Genomic DNA, 20022 nt, shown 5'->3' with positions numbered 1-20022 from the left:
TGCCGCGACGCTGGATGGGGCCTACGCCGCCGTTCCTGCGCTGTCTATCGCGCGAGAACGTGATTGCCACGTTCGATGGCGGCATGTGGGGTCTGGTCAGGCTGCCGGGGACAGGTTGCGCCAGACGTGAAAATTAACCGGGCAATTGTGGCGAGGTACGCCGCAGCCGTGCATCCATCGGCCGTTCGCAAGATCGAACGGCGCGTTGCTTTGCGCGGAAAAAAGCCTTGAGCTGCCATCAGGCGCGCGCTCTTCGCGTCCCGGGCGGCTCTGCAACCGTTGATACACGTCTATGAATGCTCGACTTACTCGACATATTGGGAGTCTCTTTGCCGTTGCGATCCTGGCTGGCTGTGCTGCGCCGGGTTCCAGCGACCAGAGCGCCTCCACCCAGCAGCCGGGGAACAATTTCCTCAGCAGTAATGGTGCCCACGCGGTCGCGCCGCTCGCCTACGAATCGAAGCTGAATTCGACGCCGGCGGCTCCCGCACAGACGGAAGATTCGAAGTCCCTCGCTGACGCGGAGCCGATCACCAGCGGCCCGAACGTCGGCAACTTCGAACAGCAGGGGCGCGCCTCGTGGTACGGTCGCCCGTTCCATGGTCGCAAGACCGCCAGCGGCGAACGCTACGACATGCACGCGCTCACCGCTGCGCATCGCACGCTCCCGCTCGCGTCGTGGGTTCGCGTGACGAACACGGCCAATCAGAAGGTGGTTGTCGTAAAGATCAACGACCGCGGTCCTTACGCACGCGGGCGGGTCATCGATCTGTCGTACGCGGCGGCGGCTGCCCTCGGCATGCGCGGCGCGGGTACGGAGAAGGTGAAGATCGAAGGTCTGACGCAACAGGAAGCGCGTGTCGCGCGCGCCCAGTATGCGTCCGACAGCCAGATGAACTAATCCGCGCAGCCGCGCAGGCGTCATGCCAAAACGGGCCGTTTCGACGGCCCGTTTTTATTCCTCTTCCGATTTGGCGAGATGAAGCGCCCGCGCATACAACGCGTTGCGCGGCGCCCCGGTGAGCGTGGCCGCGAGCCGCGCCGCGCTGCTCACCGACAACTCCTCCAGCAGCGTCGACAGCAATGCGTCGTGGGCATCCTCGGCGGCGTCCTGATGCGGCGCTCCTTCCACCACCAGCACGAATTCGCCGCGCTGCCGGTTCGGATCGCCCGCAAGCCACGTTGGCCCTTCGGCCAGGGTGCATCGATGCAGGCTCTCATGTAACTTCGTCAGCTCACGAGCGATCAGCAACTGCCGCTCGCTGCCGAGTGCATCGGCGAGCGCCTGCACCGTCTCGACGATGCGATGCGGCGCCTCGTAGAAAACGAGCGCACCGGCCTCTTTCGCGAACGACTGGAGTTGCGTCGCGCGCTGCTTCGGTTTGGACGCGAGAAAGCCCACGAACGTGAACGTCTGCACCCACGCGCCGGCTGCGCTCAGCGCGGTGGTGAGCGCGCTCGCGCCCGGCAGCGGGATCACGGGAAATCCGGCCTCGCGCACGGCATCGACGAGCTTTGCGCCCGGATCGGAGATGCCCGGCGTGCCCGCATCCGACACGCACGCGATGCGCTCGCCGTTGCGCAGGTGCTCGATCACGCGTTCGGCGGCGCTGCGCTCGTTGTGCTCGTGCACGGAGATCGACGGCTTCGAGATGCCATAGCGCGAAAGCAGTTGCGCCGTGTTGCGCGTGTCTTCGGCGGCGACGCGGTCGACGAGTCCCAGCACGTGAAGCGCGCGCAGCGTGATGTCGGCGACATTGCCGATCGGCGTCGCGACGATGTAGAGCGCGCCCGCCGGATAGTGCTGACCCTGTGCGAGGTCGGTCAGATGTTGCGTCATGAAGGCGTACGTGCGAGGAAGGACGTCATTGTGCCATGCGTGTTGTGAGGGGCAGCGCGCGACGCTTTCGCGTCCGCACAACTTTTAGGGAGGAGCAGTGTCCAAATCGGTCGGCGATGCTTTCGAAGCGCACGCGCTCGTGTACCTTCAGCGACAACGCATGCGGCTCGTGGCCCGCAACGTCACATGTCGCGGCGGCGAGATCGATCTCGTGATGCGCGATCGCGACGGTGCGCTCGTGTTTGTCGAAGTGCGCGCGCGCAAGAGCCGGCAGTACGCCGGTGCCGCAGGAAGCATCGGCACACAAAAGCGCGCGCGACTGGTTCGCGCGGCGCAGCACTATCTGAGCACATGGCGGGGCGAAGTGCCGCCGTGCCGCTTCGATGTCGTCGCGTTCGACACGGGCGCATCGTATGGCTTGCCGATGCGTTTCGCGCCGACGAAGCCTGAACCGGCTGCCCGCGTGCATGCATGCGGTAAACTGCGCGGAGCCTGAATTTCATGCCGACGTCGAGCGCGCCGCTCTCGAACGTCGCACGCAACGAACCGCCGCGCGCGACGCGGCACAACTCAAGACTCGATGTCCGTCGAACGTATCCAACAGCATTTCCGCGACAGCGCGGCAGTCAAACTCGAAGCACTCGAAACGCTGGCGGTCCCGATCGCGGCCGCCGTCGATGCGCTCTTCGGCGCGGTCGCCAACGGCTCGAAGATTCTGGTGTGCGGCAACGGCGGATCCGCCGCGGACGCGCAGCATTTCGCGGCAGGGCTCATCGGCCGCTTCGAACGCGAGCGCCCTGGCCTGCCCGCCATCGCGCTTACGACGGACTCGTCGATCCTGACCGCCATCGGCAACGACTATGCGTTCGAGGAGATCTTTTCGAAGCAGGTCCGCGCGCTCGGTCAGGCGGGCGACGTACTGCTCGCGATCAGCACCTCGGGGAACTCGGTCAACGTGCTTGCGGCGATCCAGGAGGCACACGAGCGGGAGATGATCGTGATCGCGCTGACGGGCAAGGGCGGCGGCGTGGTCGCCGAAGTGCTCGGTGAAACCGATATCCATATCTGCGTGCCGTCGGAGCGTACGGCGCGCATCCAGGAAGTGCATCTCTTGACCATCCATTGCCTGTGCGACGGCATCGACGCGATGCTGTTGGGCGAAGACTGACAGGCCTACCCAGATTCATTAAGACTGACCAACGAAGGGGAACGGATTTGATGAACAAGACACGCGTCAAGACGACGCTTGCGCGCGCCACGCTGATGGCGAGCCTGCTGGCGGGCGCCGCGCTGACGCTGCAGGGATGTCCGCTGCTGGTGGTGGGCGGCGTGGCGGGCGGCGCGCTCGTCGCGACGGACCGTCGCACGCTCGGCGCGCAGACCGAGGATCGCGAGATCCAGGTGAAGGCGGCTTCGCAGATCAACCAGAACCTGCCGGACCAGGCGCACGTCAACGTGACCGTGTTCAATCGCCGCGTGCTGCTGACGGGCGAAGTGCCCGACGAGGCGTCGAAGCAGAAGGCCGAAGAGGTCGCGCGCGGCATCAACAACGTGGGCGGCATCGTGAACGAGCTGGCCGTACAGGGCGCGAGTTCGATTTCGTCGCGTGCCAACGATTCGTATCTCGAAGGCCGCGTGAAGACCGCGATGGTCGGCGAGAAGGATCTGTCGGCGAACTTCTACAAGGTTGTGTGCGAGCGCGGCGTCGTGTATCTGATGGGGCTCGTCACGCCGGACGAAGGCGCGCATGGCGCCGATGTCGCTGCGCGCGTGCCGGGTGTCGCGCAGGTCGTGAAGGTGTTCCAGTACATCAAGCCCGAAGAGGCCTCGGCGCTGAATGCGGCTGCGGCATCGGGCGCAAGCGCGGCGAGCGCCGCGGCTCCTGTGCAGACGGAACCGACGGTCGGCGCTGTGCCGGATTCGTCGGTGAGTTCGCGTCCGCTCGAGCAGCAGACGCCGGCGCCCGTCAAGAACTCGGATGTGCATCCGGGCAATCCGTCGAAGCCCGCAACCAAATGAAGCGGGTGCGTTCGACAATGTGCGCCGGCCTGGCTGGCGCGTTGCTGTGTGGTGTGGCGGGTGCGCCGGCGTGGGCCGCGGACCAGCCGGTCGCGGCCGCCGATGCGAACGCGATCGCGCGCAGGAACGCCTGCATGGGCTGTCACGCGGTGGATCGAAAGCTCGTTGGGCCGTCGTTTCAGCAGATCGCGGAGAAGTACAAAGGCGACGCGTCGGCGCCGGGCAAACTCGCGCGGAAAGTGAAGAACGGCGGCGCGGGCGTGTGGGGCGCGATCCCGATGCCGTCGCATCCGGCGATGAACAGTGGCGACATTCAGACGGTGGTGAGCTGGGTGCTGGCGGGCGCGCCTTCGAAGTGAGCGCGCGTATTCGGGTCCCGACCACTTGTCAGGCCATCCAGGGGCTGTGCTAGAATCGAAATTCGTCGGGGGGGTAGCTCAGCTGGGAGAGCGTCGCGTTCGCAATGCGAAGGTCGGGAGTTCGATCCTCCTCCTCTCCACCACGGATAGCTTTAAATGCAACGCACTACGTCTAGCGACGTAATGCGTTGTTTTGCTTTCTGACGCACTTTTTTGCACCGTGTGTGTGAGAAATTTGTGGCACGCGGGGTGTCGGCGGCGAGCGACACTGCAATGCTTCGCAATGTTGTGTCATTGATCCTGCACCGTGCACGACCGAGCCATGAGGAAGCGAAATGCTCCGAAACTAGGTTCCCTAAGCACTGGCACCCAGGAGCGAGTTCGGTGGTCTTGTTGGGACTGAGGGTCTGGCATCGCATGTTCTACGATCACGCTTAGCAGCGTCCCCTTCACATCACTTTGTTCGTCAAGCCGACGCAAGGTCGGAACGCGTTGCAAATGTCGCGGTCGTCCTGCGCCGCTCTCACCGGATAGAAAAGCGTTTACACCATGAAGAAGTGGCAGCTTGCGGCAACTGGCGAACAGCTGTTGCGTGCCCCTTGATTTGTGAGCGAACAGCGGGTCGCAAAGTCGTCGATATTTTTCGAGAGAATATCGTTGTGAATTGGCGCCTTTCGTGTGGAGCATGCCGACTCACTAGACGTCGGTATATATGCCGATAAAAGGGTACAGCACAGCCTTCTTGTTGGTCTGTATTAAGCGATGCGCCAAGCTATCTCCAAGAGAATCTAGCTGCTAAATTTATGGCGTTTGATAAAAGACGTATTTGTCGCGCCCTAACCATCGAATTGGTTTAGCTAAGATGACGTCGAACGTTGGCTTGAACACCACACGTTTCGTGCTGCGTTACGCCTTCATCGGAATCCGGAAGGCCTGCGCATGACATTGAGCGGCGATAGCGAACTTGCGCGCAAGCTTTTGCTGGAAAAGGTGAAGACCGGCCGCCGCCTGTATTTTCGAACCGACGCGATCGCGCGGTTGATCGATCTGGCACAATCGTGAGCCGAGTCAGGGCGGTATTTGTGCTGCCGCCGAACACCCCTGATCAGCTCAAACTAAACAAAACGTAGCACCATTACGAAAAGCCCTGCGGGGCAAACTGGATACTAAATGGAACCCGCAAAAAAAATGCACTTCGATGTCGTTTCTGCATCCGAGAAGCGGTTACGGAATGCGTTTGTAGCATTGGTTGTCGTGATTCATTGCTTGATGGTCTTGCTCCCGTCTGTCAATCAGGAATTTGTGTTTGCCGATGGCGCGCAGTTTTTCACCACGCACGACCAAGGTTTGTTGGATCGATATTTCTCGTATCAGGCCAATACGTTGGGGTTGCCATGGTTAGCCCATATTGTGGCCTATGTGCTCCCTTTCCGAAAGCTTGCAGTAATTCGTCTGCTCTCTGTAGCCGGGATTGTCCTTTTAACTGCTGGTTTTATCCGTATCAGTCGATACCAAGGGCGGCCGGTAGGGATAAACATGCTCGCCTTGCTTCTTCTGAATCCGTTGATCTGGACCTACTCTGCAAGGGCGACCGCTGATTTTTTACCCGCAGCCCTCGCCATATTTGCGATCTCCCTCGCAATCGAAGCAGGTCGAAACGTTTTTTTGTTACTGCTCTCAGGAGCACTACTTGGCTTCGCTAGTATTTTAAAGCCACATGTTTTTTGCGTTTTCCTTGTTTTATTTGGATTGCTATGGACTGGGAGAAAACGGGTTTCTCCTTGGTCGCCGGCGGCGATCGTTTTTTTGGCAAGTATGGGTATGTTGGCGGCCTATCTTGCCAAGGTACACGAGGCGTTTGGCTTCTGGATTGCGCCACCGCGATTCCAACACATCCACGCACTCTCGACGACGAACATCGGAGGCAATTTTGTAGCCTACGTGGGTTTCCTGGTCATGTTGACGGCGCCATTGTCATTGATCATCCCGGGAATTGGGAAGTTTTTGCAAAGGCATTGGAAACTGCTTTTGCCTCTCGCGATCGGGCTAGTGTTGGTATTTGCAGTTGGTATTCACGGTGAAGGTGAGATGAATCTTGGCCCGCTTGATCGGTTTGTCCCGAAATCGGTTCAATCAGGGATATTCATTTTGCTCTCCATGTTTTTTTTGGCACCGGTTCTGGTTTCGCAAGGCGTAGATGATTCGAATGCTCATATGCGCAAGGCTGTGGGACTCGCTGTGTTGGCCGCACTGCTGGTTTTCTCGCTGAGCCGTCCCGCGCAACGTTATTTGCTGCCTTTGTTGCCGCTTTTTCTCTTGATTCTTCCTCGCGAGGCGTTGCGGAAGAAGACGTTGATCATGGTGACTCTTCTAATATTTGCCAGCATCAATGTATTCATTGGTTATAGCCAATGGTGCACGGGAACAGCTGCCATCAAAATGGTTCAGGCGCTCCAATCCGCAGGGCTTCTTGATGAGACCGACCCAGGCGCTATTGCGGGGGACGTTGGGAATTACTTCAGAGCAGAACACCTTGGCAACGCGCGCTATGTTGTTGTGCCCGGTGTAGTCAATAATTCTAGATTGACCGTCCGCAGCGGCGGGCCACTTGGAAAGGCATATTCACTTGTCGCCGTGGCTAACGGCGAACATCGGTAGTTTGTTTGCCCTCAATGACTTTTAGTGCGGCACGCAGGTGTTCAATGCAATGAATCGCGAGACCGTACGTTGTCTGCTCATGTACGCCCTTCCGCACGAGCCCGCCCGCATGAAAAAGCGCACTACATCTGCCGATATAGCGCGCTTTTTCTCTCGGCCTCCGATGCCGGTGCTTTTCAACGCGCTCGTAGCGTCGAATCGTTCCGTCCTCCCGAAGGCTCACGACTTCAACGCCGTCTCTAAAACGACAAAAACCGCCGCGCAAAAAAAAACCGCTCAACGCCGGGTGGCAGTGAGCGGACAAGATCGGAGAGTTACAACGACAACATGCGCATACATGGAATACGCATGCGAAGGAGCATACGTGGCCGCATTGCCCCGTCCCATACGAAAGCTCTAAAAAAACAAAAGCCTTACACACGCTGCCTTTCAGCCCCATTTCGGCACATATTTCTCGCCTCGTATTCCCATCATTCAACACTTAAGAATCCACTGGGTAAGGCCGTAAAACGTCTGTGCGCGATACATGAAGCGTGAGATTTATCCGACTCAATCCGTCGAATCCATCGACGGGGCGTCGGATCATGGGAGACATCAATGAAATGGTTTGACCGGCTGTCCGTGATGAACAAGCTGTTGCTGTCGTTCGCGGTCGTCATCGTGATTACCGCGTGCGTCGGCGGGACGGGCGTGCTGGCCCTCTCGAAGATGCACGCGCTTACCGAGGAAATCGGCGCCCGTCACATGGACGGCGTCTATTGGATCGAAGAAGCGAACAAGCACAAGCTGAACACGGACCTCGCCGCCGCCAACCTCACCTTCGCCGACGACGCCGGCAAGGAAAAGCTGAAGCAAGGCATGGCGGCGTCGCTCACGAGCATGCATCGCGCGCTCGAGAACACCCGCGCGACGATCCTCTCCGCCGACGGCATCGCCCTCTACGACGCCGCCATCAAGCGCGCAGCCACGTGGGAAGACATCGTGCAGATGCAGATCGGCGCGAAGCCGATGCCCGTCTCGCTCGACCAGATGGGCCTAATCCAGCAGGCGATCGCCGCAAGCGAAGAAACGCGCATGGCGTTCGAGCGCCTCGCCGACTTCAAGCGCCAACGCGCCACGGTCGCGCAACAGACATCGACCGCCGAATACGAATCGATGCGCCTCGTGCTGATCTCGCTCGTGCTCGGCTCGATCGTCGCCGCGGGATTGCTCGCGACGCTGATCGCCCGGCGTCTCTCGGCGCAGCTCGGCGGCGAACCGGGGTACGCCGCGCAGATCGCGGATCGCATCGCGTCCGGCGACCTCTCGACGCGCGTCGCGCTGCGTGAAGGCGACAGCCACAGCATGCTGCACAGCCTCGCGGGCATGAGCGTGAAACTGGCGGACATCGTCGGCGGGATCCGGCAGTCGAGCGACTCGATCCTGCTCGCCTCGCGCGAAATCGCGCAGGGCAACGTCGATCTTTCGCAGCGCACCGAGGAACAGGCGGCGTCGCTGGAGGAAACGGCGTCGAGCATGGAGGAACTCACCTCGACCGTGCGCCAGAACGCAGAGAGCGCAGAGCAGGCGAGCGGTCTTGCGCGCGGGGCGTCCGAAGTGTCGGCGAAGGGCAGCGAACTGGTCGGCGATGTCGTCGAGACGATGCGCGATCTGGCTGCCGGCTCGAAGCGCATGACCGACATCATCGCCGTGATCGAAGGCATCGCGTTCCAGACCAACATTCTGGCGCTCAACGCAGCCGTCGAAGCGGCGCGGGCAGGCGAGGAAGGGCGTGGCTTCGCGGTCGTCGCGGGCGAGGTGCGCTCGCTCGCGCAGCGCAGCGCGCTGTCGGCGAAGGAAATCAAGGAACTGATCGAGACGTCGACGTCGCGCGTCGACAGCGGCGCGGAACTCGCCGAGCGCGCGGGCCTGACGATGGCCGAAGTCACGCAGGCGGTGCAGCGCGTGACCGACATCATGGAGCAGATTTCGGCGGCGTCGCTCGAACAGAGCACGGGCATCGAGCAGGTGAACCGCGCGGTCGCGCAAATGGACCAGGTGACGCAGCAGAACGCGGCGCTCGTCGAGCAGGCCGCCGCCGCGGCCGGCGCGATGGCCGATCAGGCCGAGCAATTGAAGGGCGCGGTCGCGGTGTTCGAACTGGAGCGCCGTCGCTAAATCGGCCGGGCCGGCGCCGGGGCGCTCAGCTTGTCAGCGCGATGTGCACTCCGTACACTCGCGCCTATTTCCAAGACAAGCCAAGACGAGGCGCGCCGCGCGGACGGCGCAGCATCGACGAGAACCGAAGGAGTGCGCCCATGTCCGATTCCTACTTCCCGCGCTGGCGGACCCAGCCGAGCGCCGACGCGGGCCGCGTCGTCGCGCCCGACGAGCGGCTTCCCTGGCCGCAGATGTTCGCGATGGGCATCCAGCACGTCGTCGCGATGTTCGGCTCGACCGTGCTCGCGCCGCTCCTGATGGGCTTCGATCCGAACCTCTGCATCTTCATGTCGGGCATCGGCACGCTGCTGTTCTTCGTGCTGGTGGGCGGGCGCGTGCCGAGCTATCTCGGCTCGAGCTTCGCGTTTATCGGGCTCGTCATCGCGGTGACGGGCTACGGCGGCCACGGTCCGAACATGAACATCCCGCTCGCGCTCGGCGGCATCATTGCGTGCGGTGTGCTGTACGCAATCATCGGCCTGATCGTTGCGGTAATCGGCACGAAATGGATCGAAACGCTGATGCCGCCCGTCGTGACCGGCGCGATCGTCGCGGTGATCGGGCTGAATCTCGCGCCCATCGCCGTGAAGGGCGTGAGTGGCAGCAACTTCGATTCGTGGATGGCGCTCGTGACCGTGCTGTGCGTCGGCGGCGTGGCGGTGTTCGCGCGCGGCATGGCGCAGCGGCTCCTGATCCTGATCGGCCTCGCCATCGCCTACGTGATCTACGCGGTGCTCACGAACGGCATGGGAATGGGCGGCAAGCCGATCGACTTCTCGATCGTCGCGAACGCCGCGTGGTTTGGCATGCCGCACTTCACGGCGCCCGTTTTCGACGGCCAGGCGATGACGCTCCTCGCGCCCATCGCGATCATCCTCGTCGCGGAGAATCTCGGGCACATCAAGGCGGTGGGCGCGATGACGGGGCAGAGCCTCGATCGCTACATCGGCCGGGCGTTTATCGGCGACGGTCTCGCCACCATCGCGTCGGGATTCGCGGGCGGCACGGGTGTCACGACCTATGCGGAAAACATCGGCGTGATGGCCGTCACGAAAATCTACTCGACGCTCGTCTTCGTGATCGCGGCCGTCATCGCGATCGTGCTCGGCTTCTCGCCGAAATTCGGCGCCGTGATCCAGACGATTCCGGGCCCGGTGCTGGGCGGTGTGTCGATCGTCGTGTTCGGGCTGATCGCGGTGACGGGCGCGCGCATCTGGGTCGTGAACAAGGTCGATTTCTCCGATAACCGCAATCTGATCGTCGCCGCCGTGACGCTCGTGCTCGGCGCCGGCGACTTCACGCTGAAGCTCGGCGGCTTCGCGCTCGGCGGCATCGGCACCGCGACGTTCGGCGCGATCATCCTCTATGCGCTCCTGCGCCGGCGCGGTTCGGGCGTAGTCTGATCCGCAGGGAAACGCGCGGCACGCCTAACTGGCCGAGCCGCGCTTTCGCGTGACGATCGCCGTCTCCGACAAGTCGATCTCGCGCATCAGTTTGTTCAGCGTTTCGTCGTTGATCGTCTGGTCGGCGCGCATCTTCAGCAATTCGACGCGCTCGGCCCTGAGCGCCGACATCTTCAGTCTCGTCTCCACCACTTCGCTCTGCCGCGCGGCCTTGCGCGACGCCTCTTCCTCGCCGTACGCCTCGAGCCGCCGGCGATAGAGGTTCATCACGCGCGCGGTGGTATCCGCGCAGCGAGCCGAACCCGCTTCGTCCATTTCGCTGGTGAGCCTTTCGTGGGTGTCGTCGATCGCGCGGATCGCGGCCTGCGCCGCGCGAACCCGCGCGACGCGCTCCTCGGCGGCATTCGGATTGCGCCCGCGCGCGAGCCCGCGCAAGAGAACCGGCAAGCCGACGACCGCCACCAGCAAGGACACGAGAATCGCTCCCGACGCGATGAAGATCGCGAGATCGCGGCCGGGGAGCGGCGTGCCGTCGCCGAGCGTGACGGGCAGCGCGAGCACACCCGCGAGCGTCACCGCCCCGCGTACGCCGCCGATGGTCGTAACAGCCAGCGTGCGCGCGCCGCCGGCAGCGGCGCTTTCCATGCCCTGCTTCGCGGCGCTGCGGCTCGCGAACCAGCGCAGCAGATACACCCACACGAAGCGCAGCGCGTACAGCACGACCATCACCGCCACCACGTAGCCGAGCAGGAGGCCTACCTGCTCGTTGCCGTCGCGATGAGCCTCGATCAGCGCCCGTCCCAGGATGTGCGGAAACTGCAGCCCGAGCAGGATGAACACCATGCCGTTGAAGACGAATTCGATCATCGTCCAGGTGCTCGTCATGCGCACGCGCACGACCGTCGGAATGCCTTCGCGCAGGCTCTGCAGGTTCATCACCATGCCCGCGGAGACCGCCGCGAGAATGCCCGAGCAGCCCAGGTGCTCCGCGATCAGGTAGGCGGCGAACGGAATCAGCAGCGTCAGGACGACGCCGGCGGCGGGGTCGTCGTCTTCGGAAAACTTCAGGAGCCGCGACGGAATCTCGGTGACGATCCAGCTGATCGCCGCGCCGATCACGAGCCCGCCCGCCGCGATGATCACGAAGCTCACGGCTGCGTCGCGCAACGAAAACACGCCGGTCAGCGCGGCCGCGATCGCGAACTTCAGCGCGACAAGGCCGGACGCGTCGTTCATCAAGGCCTCGCCTTCGAGGATATGCATCAGGTTTGCCGGAATCTTCCCGCGCCCGGCGATGCCGGTGAGCGCGACGGCGTCGGTCGGCGAGAGCACGGCGGCGAGTGCGAACGCGACGGGCAGCGGCATCGCGGGAATCATCGCGTGCAGGAAATAGCCGAGCGCGCCGACCGTGATGAAGACAAGCCCGAGCGCGAGCATCAGGATCGCGCGGCGCTGCATGAAGAGTTCGCGCTTCGGAATGCGCCAGCCGTCCGCGAAAAGCAGCGGCGGAATGAAAAGCAGCAGAAAGATATCGGGATCGAACGTGACGTGCAGCCTGAAACCGGGCCACGCGAGCAGCGCGCCGAGCACGATCTGGATCAGCGGCAAGGGCAGCTTGAACGGCAAGAGGCTCAGGCCGACGCCCGACAGCGCGACCGCTAGCAACAGGATCAGAACGGTAAAGACAATTTCCATGTTTTTTTAAGATCCACGTGACGCGTGCATGGAAGTCGGACGATCCGGCGTCTAGGATTATTTCGAGACAAGCGCGAAGTTTAGCCCGACGAAGCAAGATTCCGCGCGTTCCACGAGGCGGCCGGCGCGTTCCCTTTTATCCGACCGATTGCACCCGAGTGGTGCGCACCGCCCGCGTGCCTGCGCACCGATGGCGTTCCGCGGTGCATAGCCGGTGCAAAAACCCGACAAAAGCACGTTGCTCTGCGAGCACGGAGCTTGCTTTATCGAAAGCCACGGGACGCCATGATCCCCGGTGAGATCAAAGAGGGCCGTTGCATGAACAGCGAATCGGTTGAAGCGGGCGCGCGTCGGGGCGCAGGCCCGGTTGCAGGCGAAAAACCCGGCATGACACTCGTCGCGAAGGCCCGGAAGGGACTTTGGATGGTGCTTCAGGCCCGGATGCAGGCGAGGATGCAGAGATGGTGATCGCGAACCCCGAAAAAACGACGATTTCCCAGCGCAATTTCGAACTTAGCGTGTCGTCGGGATTCGACCGCTACTCGGTCGAGCATGGGGAGCTGACGCTGTCCAGCGTGTTTCAGCCGGTTTTCAGCCTGTCGCACATGCGCGCGGTCGGTTACGAAGGGCTCCTGCGCGCGCACGACACGCTCGATCGGCCGGTGTCGCCGCTCGACGTGTTCGGCCAGGCGGCGCGCGTCGGCGAGGCGTTGCAGATCGACAGGCTCTCGCAGGCGCTGCATCTCGAAAATTTCAAGATGCTCGGCGCGCAGAACGAGTGGCTCTTTCTGAACGTGCATCCGGGCGCGTTGACGGAGCCGTATCACGCGGCCGCGCTGCTCGCGAACCTGAAGCGCCTGAAGATCGAGCCGCGCCGTGTCGTGCTGGAAGTGCTCGAACAGCGCGCGGAAGATATCGAACGCCTCGCTGAGGCCGTGCAGCAATTCCGCGAGCACGGTTTCCTGATCGCGCTCGACGACTTCGGCGCCGGCCATTCGAACATCGAACGCATCTGGCAACTCGATCCCGATCTCGTGAAGCTCGACCGCGTGATGCTTTCGCATGCGGGGCACAACGTCCACGCGGCCGCGACGGCGCGCTGGGCCAAGCAGCGGCGCAACATGGAGGCGGTGCTTTCGGGGATCGTCTCGCTGCTGCACGAGGCGGGCAAGCTGGTGCTGATCGAAGGCGTGGAGACGGAACACGAGGCGCAACTCGCGCTCGCGAGCGGCGCGGATTTCGTGCAGGGCTTTTTCTTCGCGCGACCGAGCCCCGGTCTCGCCGACAGCGTTCAGGCGCAGACAATCATCAGCGAGCTGACGGAGCGTTATCGCCTGCAGACGGAGGCACGCGAGCGGCGCGTCGCAACGCGGCTGCAACCGTATGTGCGCGCGTTCGAGCGCGCGGCCGAGCGGCTCGCCGCCGGCGAGCCGCTGGACGAGGTGTGCTGGAATTTCCTCGCGCTCGATAACGCCGCGCGCTGCTTCCTGCTGGACCAGAACGGCCGGCAGGCGGGGCGCAACGTGGTGCTGCGCGCGGACCGCGCGGCGCACGAGGCGCGCTTCATGCCCCTCGTCGATGCGCAGGGCGCGAACTGGTTGCGCCGGCCGTATTTTCGCGCGGCGCTCGGCGACCCCGAGCGCGTGCACGTGACGACGCCGTATCTGTCGATCAACGAGGCGCTGCCGTGCGTGACGCTCTCGGTGGAGACGCGCGCCGGCGGGAAGCGCTGCGTCCTGTGCGGCGATATCGACTGGCTCGCGGAGGACGACGAAGAGTAGGCAACGAATGCCTACTTCGCGACCACGACCGGAATCCCCTTCAGACTCGCCGCGCCCTTCATCTCGTCGAGCGACGCGCGCACGGCCGCGCCCGTCGCCGTTTCGATGCCGAGCGTAGCTGCCAGATCGCGCTCGCGGCGTTTCACCATCGCGAGGTTCGCGAGCTTCACATGACCGTAGCCGCGCACGCGCTCAAAGAGTGCGGCGAGCGCTTCCACGTTCTTCGTGTTGTCGGAGGTGAGCGCTCCGAGTGCGCGTGACATCGTCGTTTCGTAGTCGTCGGCGAGCTGGCGTTCCATGCGGCGTTCGAGCGTCTTGCCGAACGGATCGAGCACACCGCCGCGCAGTGCCCTGAACTTCGCCATTGTGCCGAGCACCGGCCACAGCCATTGGCCGAACGTCATCTTGCGCGGCGCGCCGCCATTCTTCGGCTTCGACAACACCGGCGGCGCGAGATTGAACTTCACCGCGAAATCCTGGCCCGCCGTGCCTTCGAACTGCGCTTCGAGCGCCGCGCGAAAAGCCGGGTCGGCGTGCAGGCGCGCGACTTCGTATTCGTCCTTCACCGCGAGCAGCTTGTAGAACGTCGTCGCGACCGCGCGGGTGATCGCGTCGTTCTGGGACGCCGCCGCGGCATTCACCAGCTTGCGATACCGCTCGACGTACTTCGCGCCGCCGTATTCCGCGAGACGCCGCTCGCGATCCGAGATCAGCGCGGGCAGCGGCATCGCGTTCATGTCGACGCGCGGCGCCTGCGCCGTCTTGCGCAGCGCTTCGAGCGCCGGAAGGTCGGCGGCGGCGAGGCGGCCGATCGCAAATGCGAGCTTGTTCATCGGCACGGCGACATTGTTCAGTTCGATCGCCCGCATCATCGCCGCGAGCGACACGGGCACCAGCCCGAGCTGCCACGTGTAGCCGAGCATCAGGATGTTCGCGCCGATCGTGTCGCCGAGAAAGCGCGTCGCGAGTGCCTGAGCGTCGCAGGTCTGCATCCGCTCCGCGCCGGCCGCGTGTGCCATCTTGTCGAGGAGCGCGTCGGCATGAAGGTTGGCGTCGGGGTTCGTCACGAAGCTCGCGTTCGGAATCGCATGCGTGTTCACGACGATCCGCGTGCGGCCGTGGCGCACCGTCTGCAGCGCGTCCGCGCCCGCGCCGACCACCATGTCGCAGGCGAGCAGCACGTCGGCCTGCTGGGTGTCGATGCGCACCTGGTTCAGGAGCGCGTCGGTGGCGGCGAAGCGCACGAACGACAAGACCGAGCCGCCCTTTTGCGCGAAGCCCATGAAGTCGAGCACGGACGCGCTCTTGCCTTCCAGGTGCGCTGCCATGCTGATGAGCGCGCCGACCGTCACGACGCCCGTTCCGCCGACACCGGTAATCAGAATGTCGTAAGGCGCGTTGTCGAGACGCAGCGCCGGCATTTGCAGTCCATCGACGCGCCGCGCGAGTTCTTCGGGATCGAACGCGTTGCCGGCCGCTTTTTTCAGCTTGGCGCCTTCGAGCGTGACGAAGCTCGGGCAGAAGCCGTTGACGCACGAATAGTCCTTGTTGCACGACGACTGGTCGATGCGGCGCTTGCGTCCGAGTTCGGTCTCGACCGGTTCGACGGACAGGCAATTCGACTGCACGCCGCAATCGCCGCAGCCTTCGCAGACGGCTTCGTTGATGAAAAGGCGCTTGTCCGGGTCGGGAAACTCGCCTTTCTTCCGCCGACGACGCTTTTCCGCCGCGCAAGTCTGGTCGTAGATCAGGACGGTGACGCCGGGCGTGTCGCGCAGGCGGCGCTGCACGGCGTCGAGTTCGCTGCGGTGATGGAACGTCGTGCCGCGCGGAAACTGGTCTTCGTGGCCTTCGTATTTTTCGGGTTCGTCGCTGGCCACGACGAGCAGCGCGATGCCTTCGGCTTCGACCTGACGCGCGATCTGCGGCACGGAGATGCTGCCGTCGACCGGCTGGCCGCCCGTCATCGCGACGGCGTCGTTGTAGAGGATCTTGTAGGTGATGTTCGCCTTCGCCGCGACCGCTTGACGAATCGCAAGAATGCCTGAGTGGAAATACGTGCCGTCGCCGAGATTCTGGAAGACGTGCGGCGTCTTCGTGAACATCGAGTGCGACGCCCAGTCGACACCTTCACCGCCCATCTGGATCAGGCCGGTCGTATCGCGCTCCATCCACGACGCCATGAAGTGGCAGCCGATGCCCGCCTGCGCGACCGAGCCTTCCGGCACCTTGGTCGACGTGTTGTGCGGGCAGCCCGAGCAGAAATAGGGCGTGCGCTTCACCGAATCGGCTATGTTCGAGAGAATCTGCGGCGCGACGAGATCGACCACTTTTTCGCGGCGATCGAGCGCCGGCTTGTGGCGCGCGAGCCAGCCGGCGAAAACCGGCAGCACGCGCGACGGACGCAGTTCGCCGAGCGACGACAGTAGCATCGCGCCGTCCTGCGCCTGCTTGCCGATGACGACCGGGCGCGCGCCGCTCGTACGGTTGTAGAGATGGTCCTTGATCTGCTGCTCGATGACCGGACCCTTTTCCTCGATCACGAGCACTTCCGACAGCCCTTCGACGAACGTATCGAGCCGCGTCATTTCCAGCGGGAACGACAGGCCGACCTTGTAGATGCGCACGCCCGCCGCGTCGAGATCCTCGACGGTCAGTTCCAGCCGGCGCAGCGCTTCCATCAGGTCCAGATGCGCCTTGCCGCAGGTCACGATTCCCACGTTCGCGTGCGCGCTCGGCGCGATCCACTTGTCGATGCTGTTCACGCGCGAGAAGTGGCGCACGGCGTCGAGCTTGGCGGCGAGGCGCGCCTCAATCGTGAGGCTCGGCAGGTCGGGCCAGCGATTGTGCAGGCCTCCCGCGGGCGCGACGAAATCTTCCGGCGCTTTCCATGTCGTCTGAATAGCGTCGAGATCGACGGTCGAGCCGGATTCCACCGTTTCCGAGATCGCCTTGAAGCCGACCCACGCGCCCGAGAAGCGCGACAGCGCCCAGCCGTACAGGCCGAATTCGAGCATGTCGGCGATATTCGACGGGTTCACGACCGGCATGCTCCACGCGATCATCGCCTGGTCGCTCTGATGCGGCATCGACGACGACACGCAGCCGTGATCGTCGCCCGCGACGACCAGCACGCCGCCGTGCGGCGACGAGCCGTATGCATTGCCGTGCTTGAGCGCGTCGCCCGCGCGGTCGACGCCGGGGCCCTTGCCGTACCACATCGCGAAAACGCCATCGACGGTGCGTTCTTCGTCCGATTCCACCCGCTGCGTGCCGAGCACGGCGGTGCCGCCGAGTTCCTCGTTGATCGCGGGCAGGAATCGCACGTCATGCGACGCGAGCAGTTTCTTCGCCTTCCACAACTGCTGGTCGACCATCCCGAGCGGCGATCCGCGATAGCCGCTGACGAATCCCGCCGTGTTCAGGTTCGCGGCGCGGTCGAGTTCGCGCTGCATCAGCACGAGTCGCACGAGCGCCTGCGTGCCGGTCAGGAAAATGCGGCCGCGCGTGGCCGAGAGGTTGTCGGTGAGCTTGTAGTCGGACAGGGCGGCCGTCAGGTCGCCTTGCTGAGCGTTGTCCTGCGTGTTCTGGATTGCATCGAGGGGAACGCGCGCGTTCATGAAGTCTCCGGCGTTGTTATGTGGCGTGGGTTTCGCAAGGACTCCATTTTTCGCCGACAAAACCGGAATTTTTTTGCGGACTTGCTGCTCGCTTCGCCGAGTCGAACAAGAATCCGCTTGTTTTCGGGATAGCGGAGTGAGATCGCCCTCCGCGCGCGGCGTCCTCGCGTAAACCCGAACCTTTGGCCGGGCGCGTTGCGGTAATCTGAACGCTGCCGATTCACCCAGGGACGACCCGCCGATGAAGCTCTACTACTGGCCGAAGACCCGCGCCTTTCGCGCGCTGTGGATGCTGGAGGAATTGCGCGCGCCGTACGAACTCGCGTTCGTGAACATCCGCGCGGGCGATCAGAACGAGCCGGCGTTCTGCCGCATCAATCCGATGTCGAAGCTGCCCGCACTCGACGACGACGGTGTGACGGTTGCCGAGTCGGGCGCGGTGCTGCTCTATCTGGCCGACAAATTCCCGGATTCGAAGCTGGGCGTGCCGCACGGCGAACCGCTGCGCGGTCGCTTCCTGCAGTGGCTGTTCTTTACGGGCGCGTGTCTGGAGCCGGCGATGGCCGAGCGCATGACCGGCGCACCGGGTAATACCGTGAGCTTCGGCTGGGGCGATCTGGGGCGGGTCGAGCACGCGGTCGAAGGGGCGTTGAAGGACGGCCCGTGGCTCGTCGGCGAGCGCTTCACCGCCGCCGATATTCTGGTCGCGAGCACGCTGCAGATTGCGTATATGGCAAAGCTGATCGAGCCGGGCGGCGTGCTGTCCGACTATGTCGATCGGGCGGTCGCGCGCGAAGGGCACGAGCGCGCGGCGGCGATCGATCACCGCGAGGCCGAGCGGCTCGCGCTGAAGCCGCATGCGGGGACGGTCAGTGTGAAAGTTTGAGCGGGCCGGCCGCGCGTGGCGACGTGGCCGTCTTACTCAGGGAAACGCGCGAGGCTTCGGAATTCCGGCGCCGGCTTCGATGTCGGCGATGGCCTGCTTGTGCGCCAGATCGATCGCCTCGGCGGCGTTCGACAGGCCGCCATCGCCGCCGACGGTCGTCCATGTCTTCACGGCCTTGTCGTGATGACGGATTTCGTACTCGGCGTCCCAGCGCGCGCCCTGCAGTTCGAGCGGGCGCACGTGGATCGCATAGACGCCGTAGAGGAAGAGCTGTTCCGCCATGATGTCCTCCGTTCGGGCCAGCGGCGCTCGCGCACCGCGCGCGACGCCTTCGCGGCCGGACTTGCCTAGAGTTCGATTTCGCCGAGAATGCGATGCGCGAGCGCCCGGGCTTCTTCGAGCGCCTCGTCCTCGTTTTCCGAGGTCGCCTCGACTTCGTAGTTCGTCGCGTCGGTCTCCTCGCCGTCGTCACGCGCGAGCGAAACGAGACCCTGGAACTGGCCGCCGTCGACGGCGCGCACGCCGATCGTCGCGGTGTAGAGGCCCTTCGTGTAGGTCGTGTCGTCCATGATGGGGCCTCAAGCGTTGACGAAAATTCATGCTAGCACGCGGATATGCAACGTGCGTGACCTCAGCGCCCGAGACCAAAACTATCGCAGCAGATCCTCGACCTCTTCCAGCGACGGCGAATGCGCGCCAGAGAAGCGGCACGCCGCCGCGCCCGCCGCAAGCGCAAAGCGCAGATGCTCGGGCCAGCCGCCTTCACGCGACATCAGGCTATAGAGCAGCCCGCCGATCGACGCATCGCCCGCGCCGACCGTATCGGCGACCTGCACCTGCGGCGGCTTCGCCCGATAGACCTCGTCGCCCACGTAGAGCGCCGCCTCGCTCGATCCGCGCGTGACGAGCACGCTCGCCTGCGGATTCATCGCGCGGACCTGCGCGAGCGCATCGGCTTCGGGGATGCCGCGGAACAGCATGTGCAGGTCTTCGTCGGAAACCTTGATCAGGTCCGCGAGCGACGCCATGTTGCGCAGGATCGGCTCGTAGCCGGTTTCCATCAGGTTGCGATAGTTCGGATCGAAGCTGATCTTCACGCCGTGGCTGCGCAGTTGCGCTGCGAGCGCGGCAAGCGTGGCGCCGAGCGGCTGGCGTACGAGGCTGATGCAGCCGAAATGCGCCCACTGCACCTGATCCATCCAGCCCTGCGGCAGCTTCGACGGATCGAAGGCAAGATCGGCGCCGTTTTCGCCCATGAAGTAGTAGGTCGGCGGCTGCGTCTTGTGGACGATCGCGAGCAGCGGCGGCCGCTCGACGCGCTGCATGAAACGCATGTCGAGGCCGGCCGCGACGCTCGCGTTCCAGAGGTCGTCGGAGAAATTGTCGACGCCGAGCGAGCCCGCGCAGGCGGTCGGCAGGCCGAGCCGCGCGACCGCGCGCGCGACGTTCCAGCCCGCGCCACCCGGACGCGAGAGCCATGACGCGACGTCGGTGCGGATCATGTCGGTGAGGATGTCGCCGGCGGAGACGAACTTCGGGAAGGTCTGCTGTTCTGCGGCCAT

General features: G+C 63.9%; 17 protein-coding genes and 1 tRNA gene. 12 read left to right on the top strand and 6 right to left on the bottom strand.

The window, feature by feature from the left end:
* Positions 1 to 292 precede the first annotated feature (292 nt).
* Positions 293 to 901 (top strand): septal ring lytic transglycosylase RlpA family protein, encoded by a 609-nt coding sequence (locus tag AWB81_RS23195; protein ID WP_062638891.1) that lies wholly within the window; start codon positions 293 to 295, stop codon positions 899 to 901.
* A 54-nt stretch (positions 902 to 955) separates the two neighbouring features.
* On the opposite strand, the gene rsmI is transcribed toward AWB81_RS23195, so the two are convergent.
* Entirely contained in the window at positions 956 to 1840 is an 885-nt protein-coding gene (gene rsmI / locus AWB81_RS23190) for a 16S rRNA (cytidine(1402)-2'-O)-methyltransferase (protein WP_062638890.1), read from the bottom strand.
* 97 nt (positions 1841 to 1937) lie between these two features.
* Between rsmI and AWB81_RS23185 the strand changes: the two genes are divergently transcribed.
* The 9 genes from AWB81_RS23185 (at position 1938) to AWB81_RS23150 (ending at position 10478) form a co-directional block, all read left to right on the top strand.
* On the top strand, positions 1938 to 2336 hold the full coding sequence (locus AWB81_RS23185; protein ID WP_374730508.1) for a YraN family protein: 399 nt from the start codon (positions 1938 to 1940) through the stop codon (positions 2334 to 2336).
* A gap of 84 nt (positions 2337 to 2420) precedes the next feature.
* On the top strand, positions 2421 to 3008 hold the full coding sequence (locus AWB81_RS23180; protein WP_062638889.1) for a phosphoheptose isomerase: 588 nt from the start codon (positions 2421 to 2423) through the stop codon (positions 3006 to 3008).
* A 50-nt stretch (positions 3009 to 3058) separates the two neighbouring features.
* Positions 3059 to 3859: a BON domain-containing protein gene (locus AWB81_RS23175; protein ID WP_062638888.1), complete on the top strand. Its 801-nt coding sequence runs from the start codon at positions 3059 to 3061 to the stop codon at positions 3857 to 3859.
* Entirely contained in the window at positions 3856 to 4218 is a 363-nt protein-coding gene (locus AWB81_RS23170; protein ID WP_235025878.1) for a c-type cytochrome, read from the top strand. The genes AWB81_RS23175 and AWB81_RS23170 overlap by 4 nt, the downstream gene beginning before the upstream one ends.
* A 67-nt stretch (positions 4219 to 4285) precedes the next feature.
* Positions 4286 to 4361: transfer RNA gene (locus tag AWB81_RS23165), tRNA-Ala, on the top strand.
* 796 nt (positions 4362 to 5157) lie between these two features.
* Positions 5158 to 5280, top strand: a complete 123-nt coding sequence (locus AWB81_RS48320; protein WP_268811760.1) for a hypothetical protein — start codon at positions 5158 to 5160, stop codon at positions 5278 to 5280.
* A gap of 108 nt (positions 5281 to 5388) precedes the next feature.
* Positions 5389 to 6876, top strand: a complete 1488-nt coding sequence (locus AWB81_RS23160; RefSeq protein ID WP_062638887.1) for a hypothetical protein — start codon at positions 5389 to 5391, stop codon at positions 6874 to 6876.
* A 597-nt stretch (positions 6877 to 7473) separates the two neighbouring features.
* Positions 7474 to 9033 (top strand): methyl-accepting chemotaxis protein, encoded by a 1560-nt coding sequence (locus tag AWB81_RS23155; RefSeq protein WP_062638886.1) that lies wholly within the window; start codon positions 7474 to 7476, stop codon positions 9031 to 9033.
* A gap of 140 nt (positions 9034 to 9173) precedes the next feature.
* Positions 9174 to 10478 carry a solute carrier family 23 protein gene (locus tag AWB81_RS23150; protein WP_062638885.1) on the top strand — a complete coding sequence of 435 codons (1305 nt, stop codon included), beginning with the start codon at positions 9174 to 9176 and terminating at the stop codon, positions 10476 to 10478.
* A 24-nt stretch (positions 10479 to 10502) separates the two neighbouring features.
* Here AWB81_RS23150 and AWB81_RS23145 read toward each other — a convergent pair whose 3' ends face one another.
* Positions 10503 to 12173: a Na+/H+ antiporter gene (locus AWB81_RS23145; RefSeq protein ID WP_062638884.1), complete on the bottom strand. Its 1671-nt coding sequence runs from the start codon at positions 12171 to 12173 to the stop codon at positions 10503 to 10505.
* A 461-nt stretch (positions 12174 to 12634) separates the two neighbouring features.
* On the opposite strand from AWB81_RS23145, the gene AWB81_RS23135 reads away from it, so the two are divergent.
* Positions 12635 to 13954, top strand: a complete 1320-nt coding sequence (locus AWB81_RS23135) for an EAL domain-containing protein (protein WP_062638882.1) — start codon at positions 12635 to 12637, stop codon at positions 13952 to 13954.
* A gap of 11 nt (positions 13955 to 13965) precedes the next feature.
* Here AWB81_RS23135 and AWB81_RS23130 read toward each other — a convergent pair whose 3' ends face one another.
* Positions 13966 to 17574: an indolepyruvate ferredoxin oxidoreductase family protein gene (locus AWB81_RS23130; protein ID WP_087135137.1), complete on the bottom strand. Its 3609-nt coding sequence runs from the start codon at positions 17572 to 17574 to the stop codon at positions 13966 to 13968.
* A gap of 241 nt (positions 17575 to 17815) precedes the next feature.
* On the opposite strand from AWB81_RS23130, the gene AWB81_RS23125 reads away from it, so the two are divergent.
* Entirely contained in the window at positions 17816 to 18460 is a 645-nt protein-coding gene (locus tag AWB81_RS23125) for a glutathione S-transferase family protein (RefSeq protein WP_062638881.1), read from the top strand.
* Between the two features lie 36 nt (positions 18461 to 18496).
* Here AWB81_RS23125 and AWB81_RS23120 read toward each other — a convergent pair whose 3' ends face one another.
* From AWB81_RS23120 to AWB81_RS23110, 3 genes are all read right to left on the bottom strand, one after another.
* Positions 18497 to 18742 (bottom strand): hypothetical protein, encoded by a 246-nt coding sequence (locus AWB81_RS23120; RefSeq protein WP_062638880.1) that lies wholly within the window; start codon positions 18740 to 18742, stop codon positions 18497 to 18499.
* Between the two features lie 65 nt (positions 18743 to 18807).
* A complete protein-coding gene (locus tag AWB81_RS23115; RefSeq protein ID WP_062638879.1) occupies positions 18808 to 19029 on the bottom strand; it encodes a hypothetical protein in 222 nt (73 codons plus the stop codon).
* Positions 19030 to 19110: 81 nt separating this feature from the next.
* Positions 19111 to 20022, bottom strand: a complete 912-nt coding sequence (locus AWB81_RS23110) for a carbohydrate kinase family protein (RefSeq protein WP_062638913.1) — start codon at positions 20020 to 20022, stop codon at positions 19111 to 19113.

The organism is Caballeronia arationis (assembly GCF_001544975.2).
GTDB classification, from domain to species: Bacteria; Pseudomonadota; Gammaproteobacteria; order Burkholderiales; family Burkholderiaceae; genus Caballeronia; species Caballeronia arationis.
Note: the sequence above shows the minus strand (reverse complement) of the source record. Positions and strands in the feature narration are given on the sequence as shown.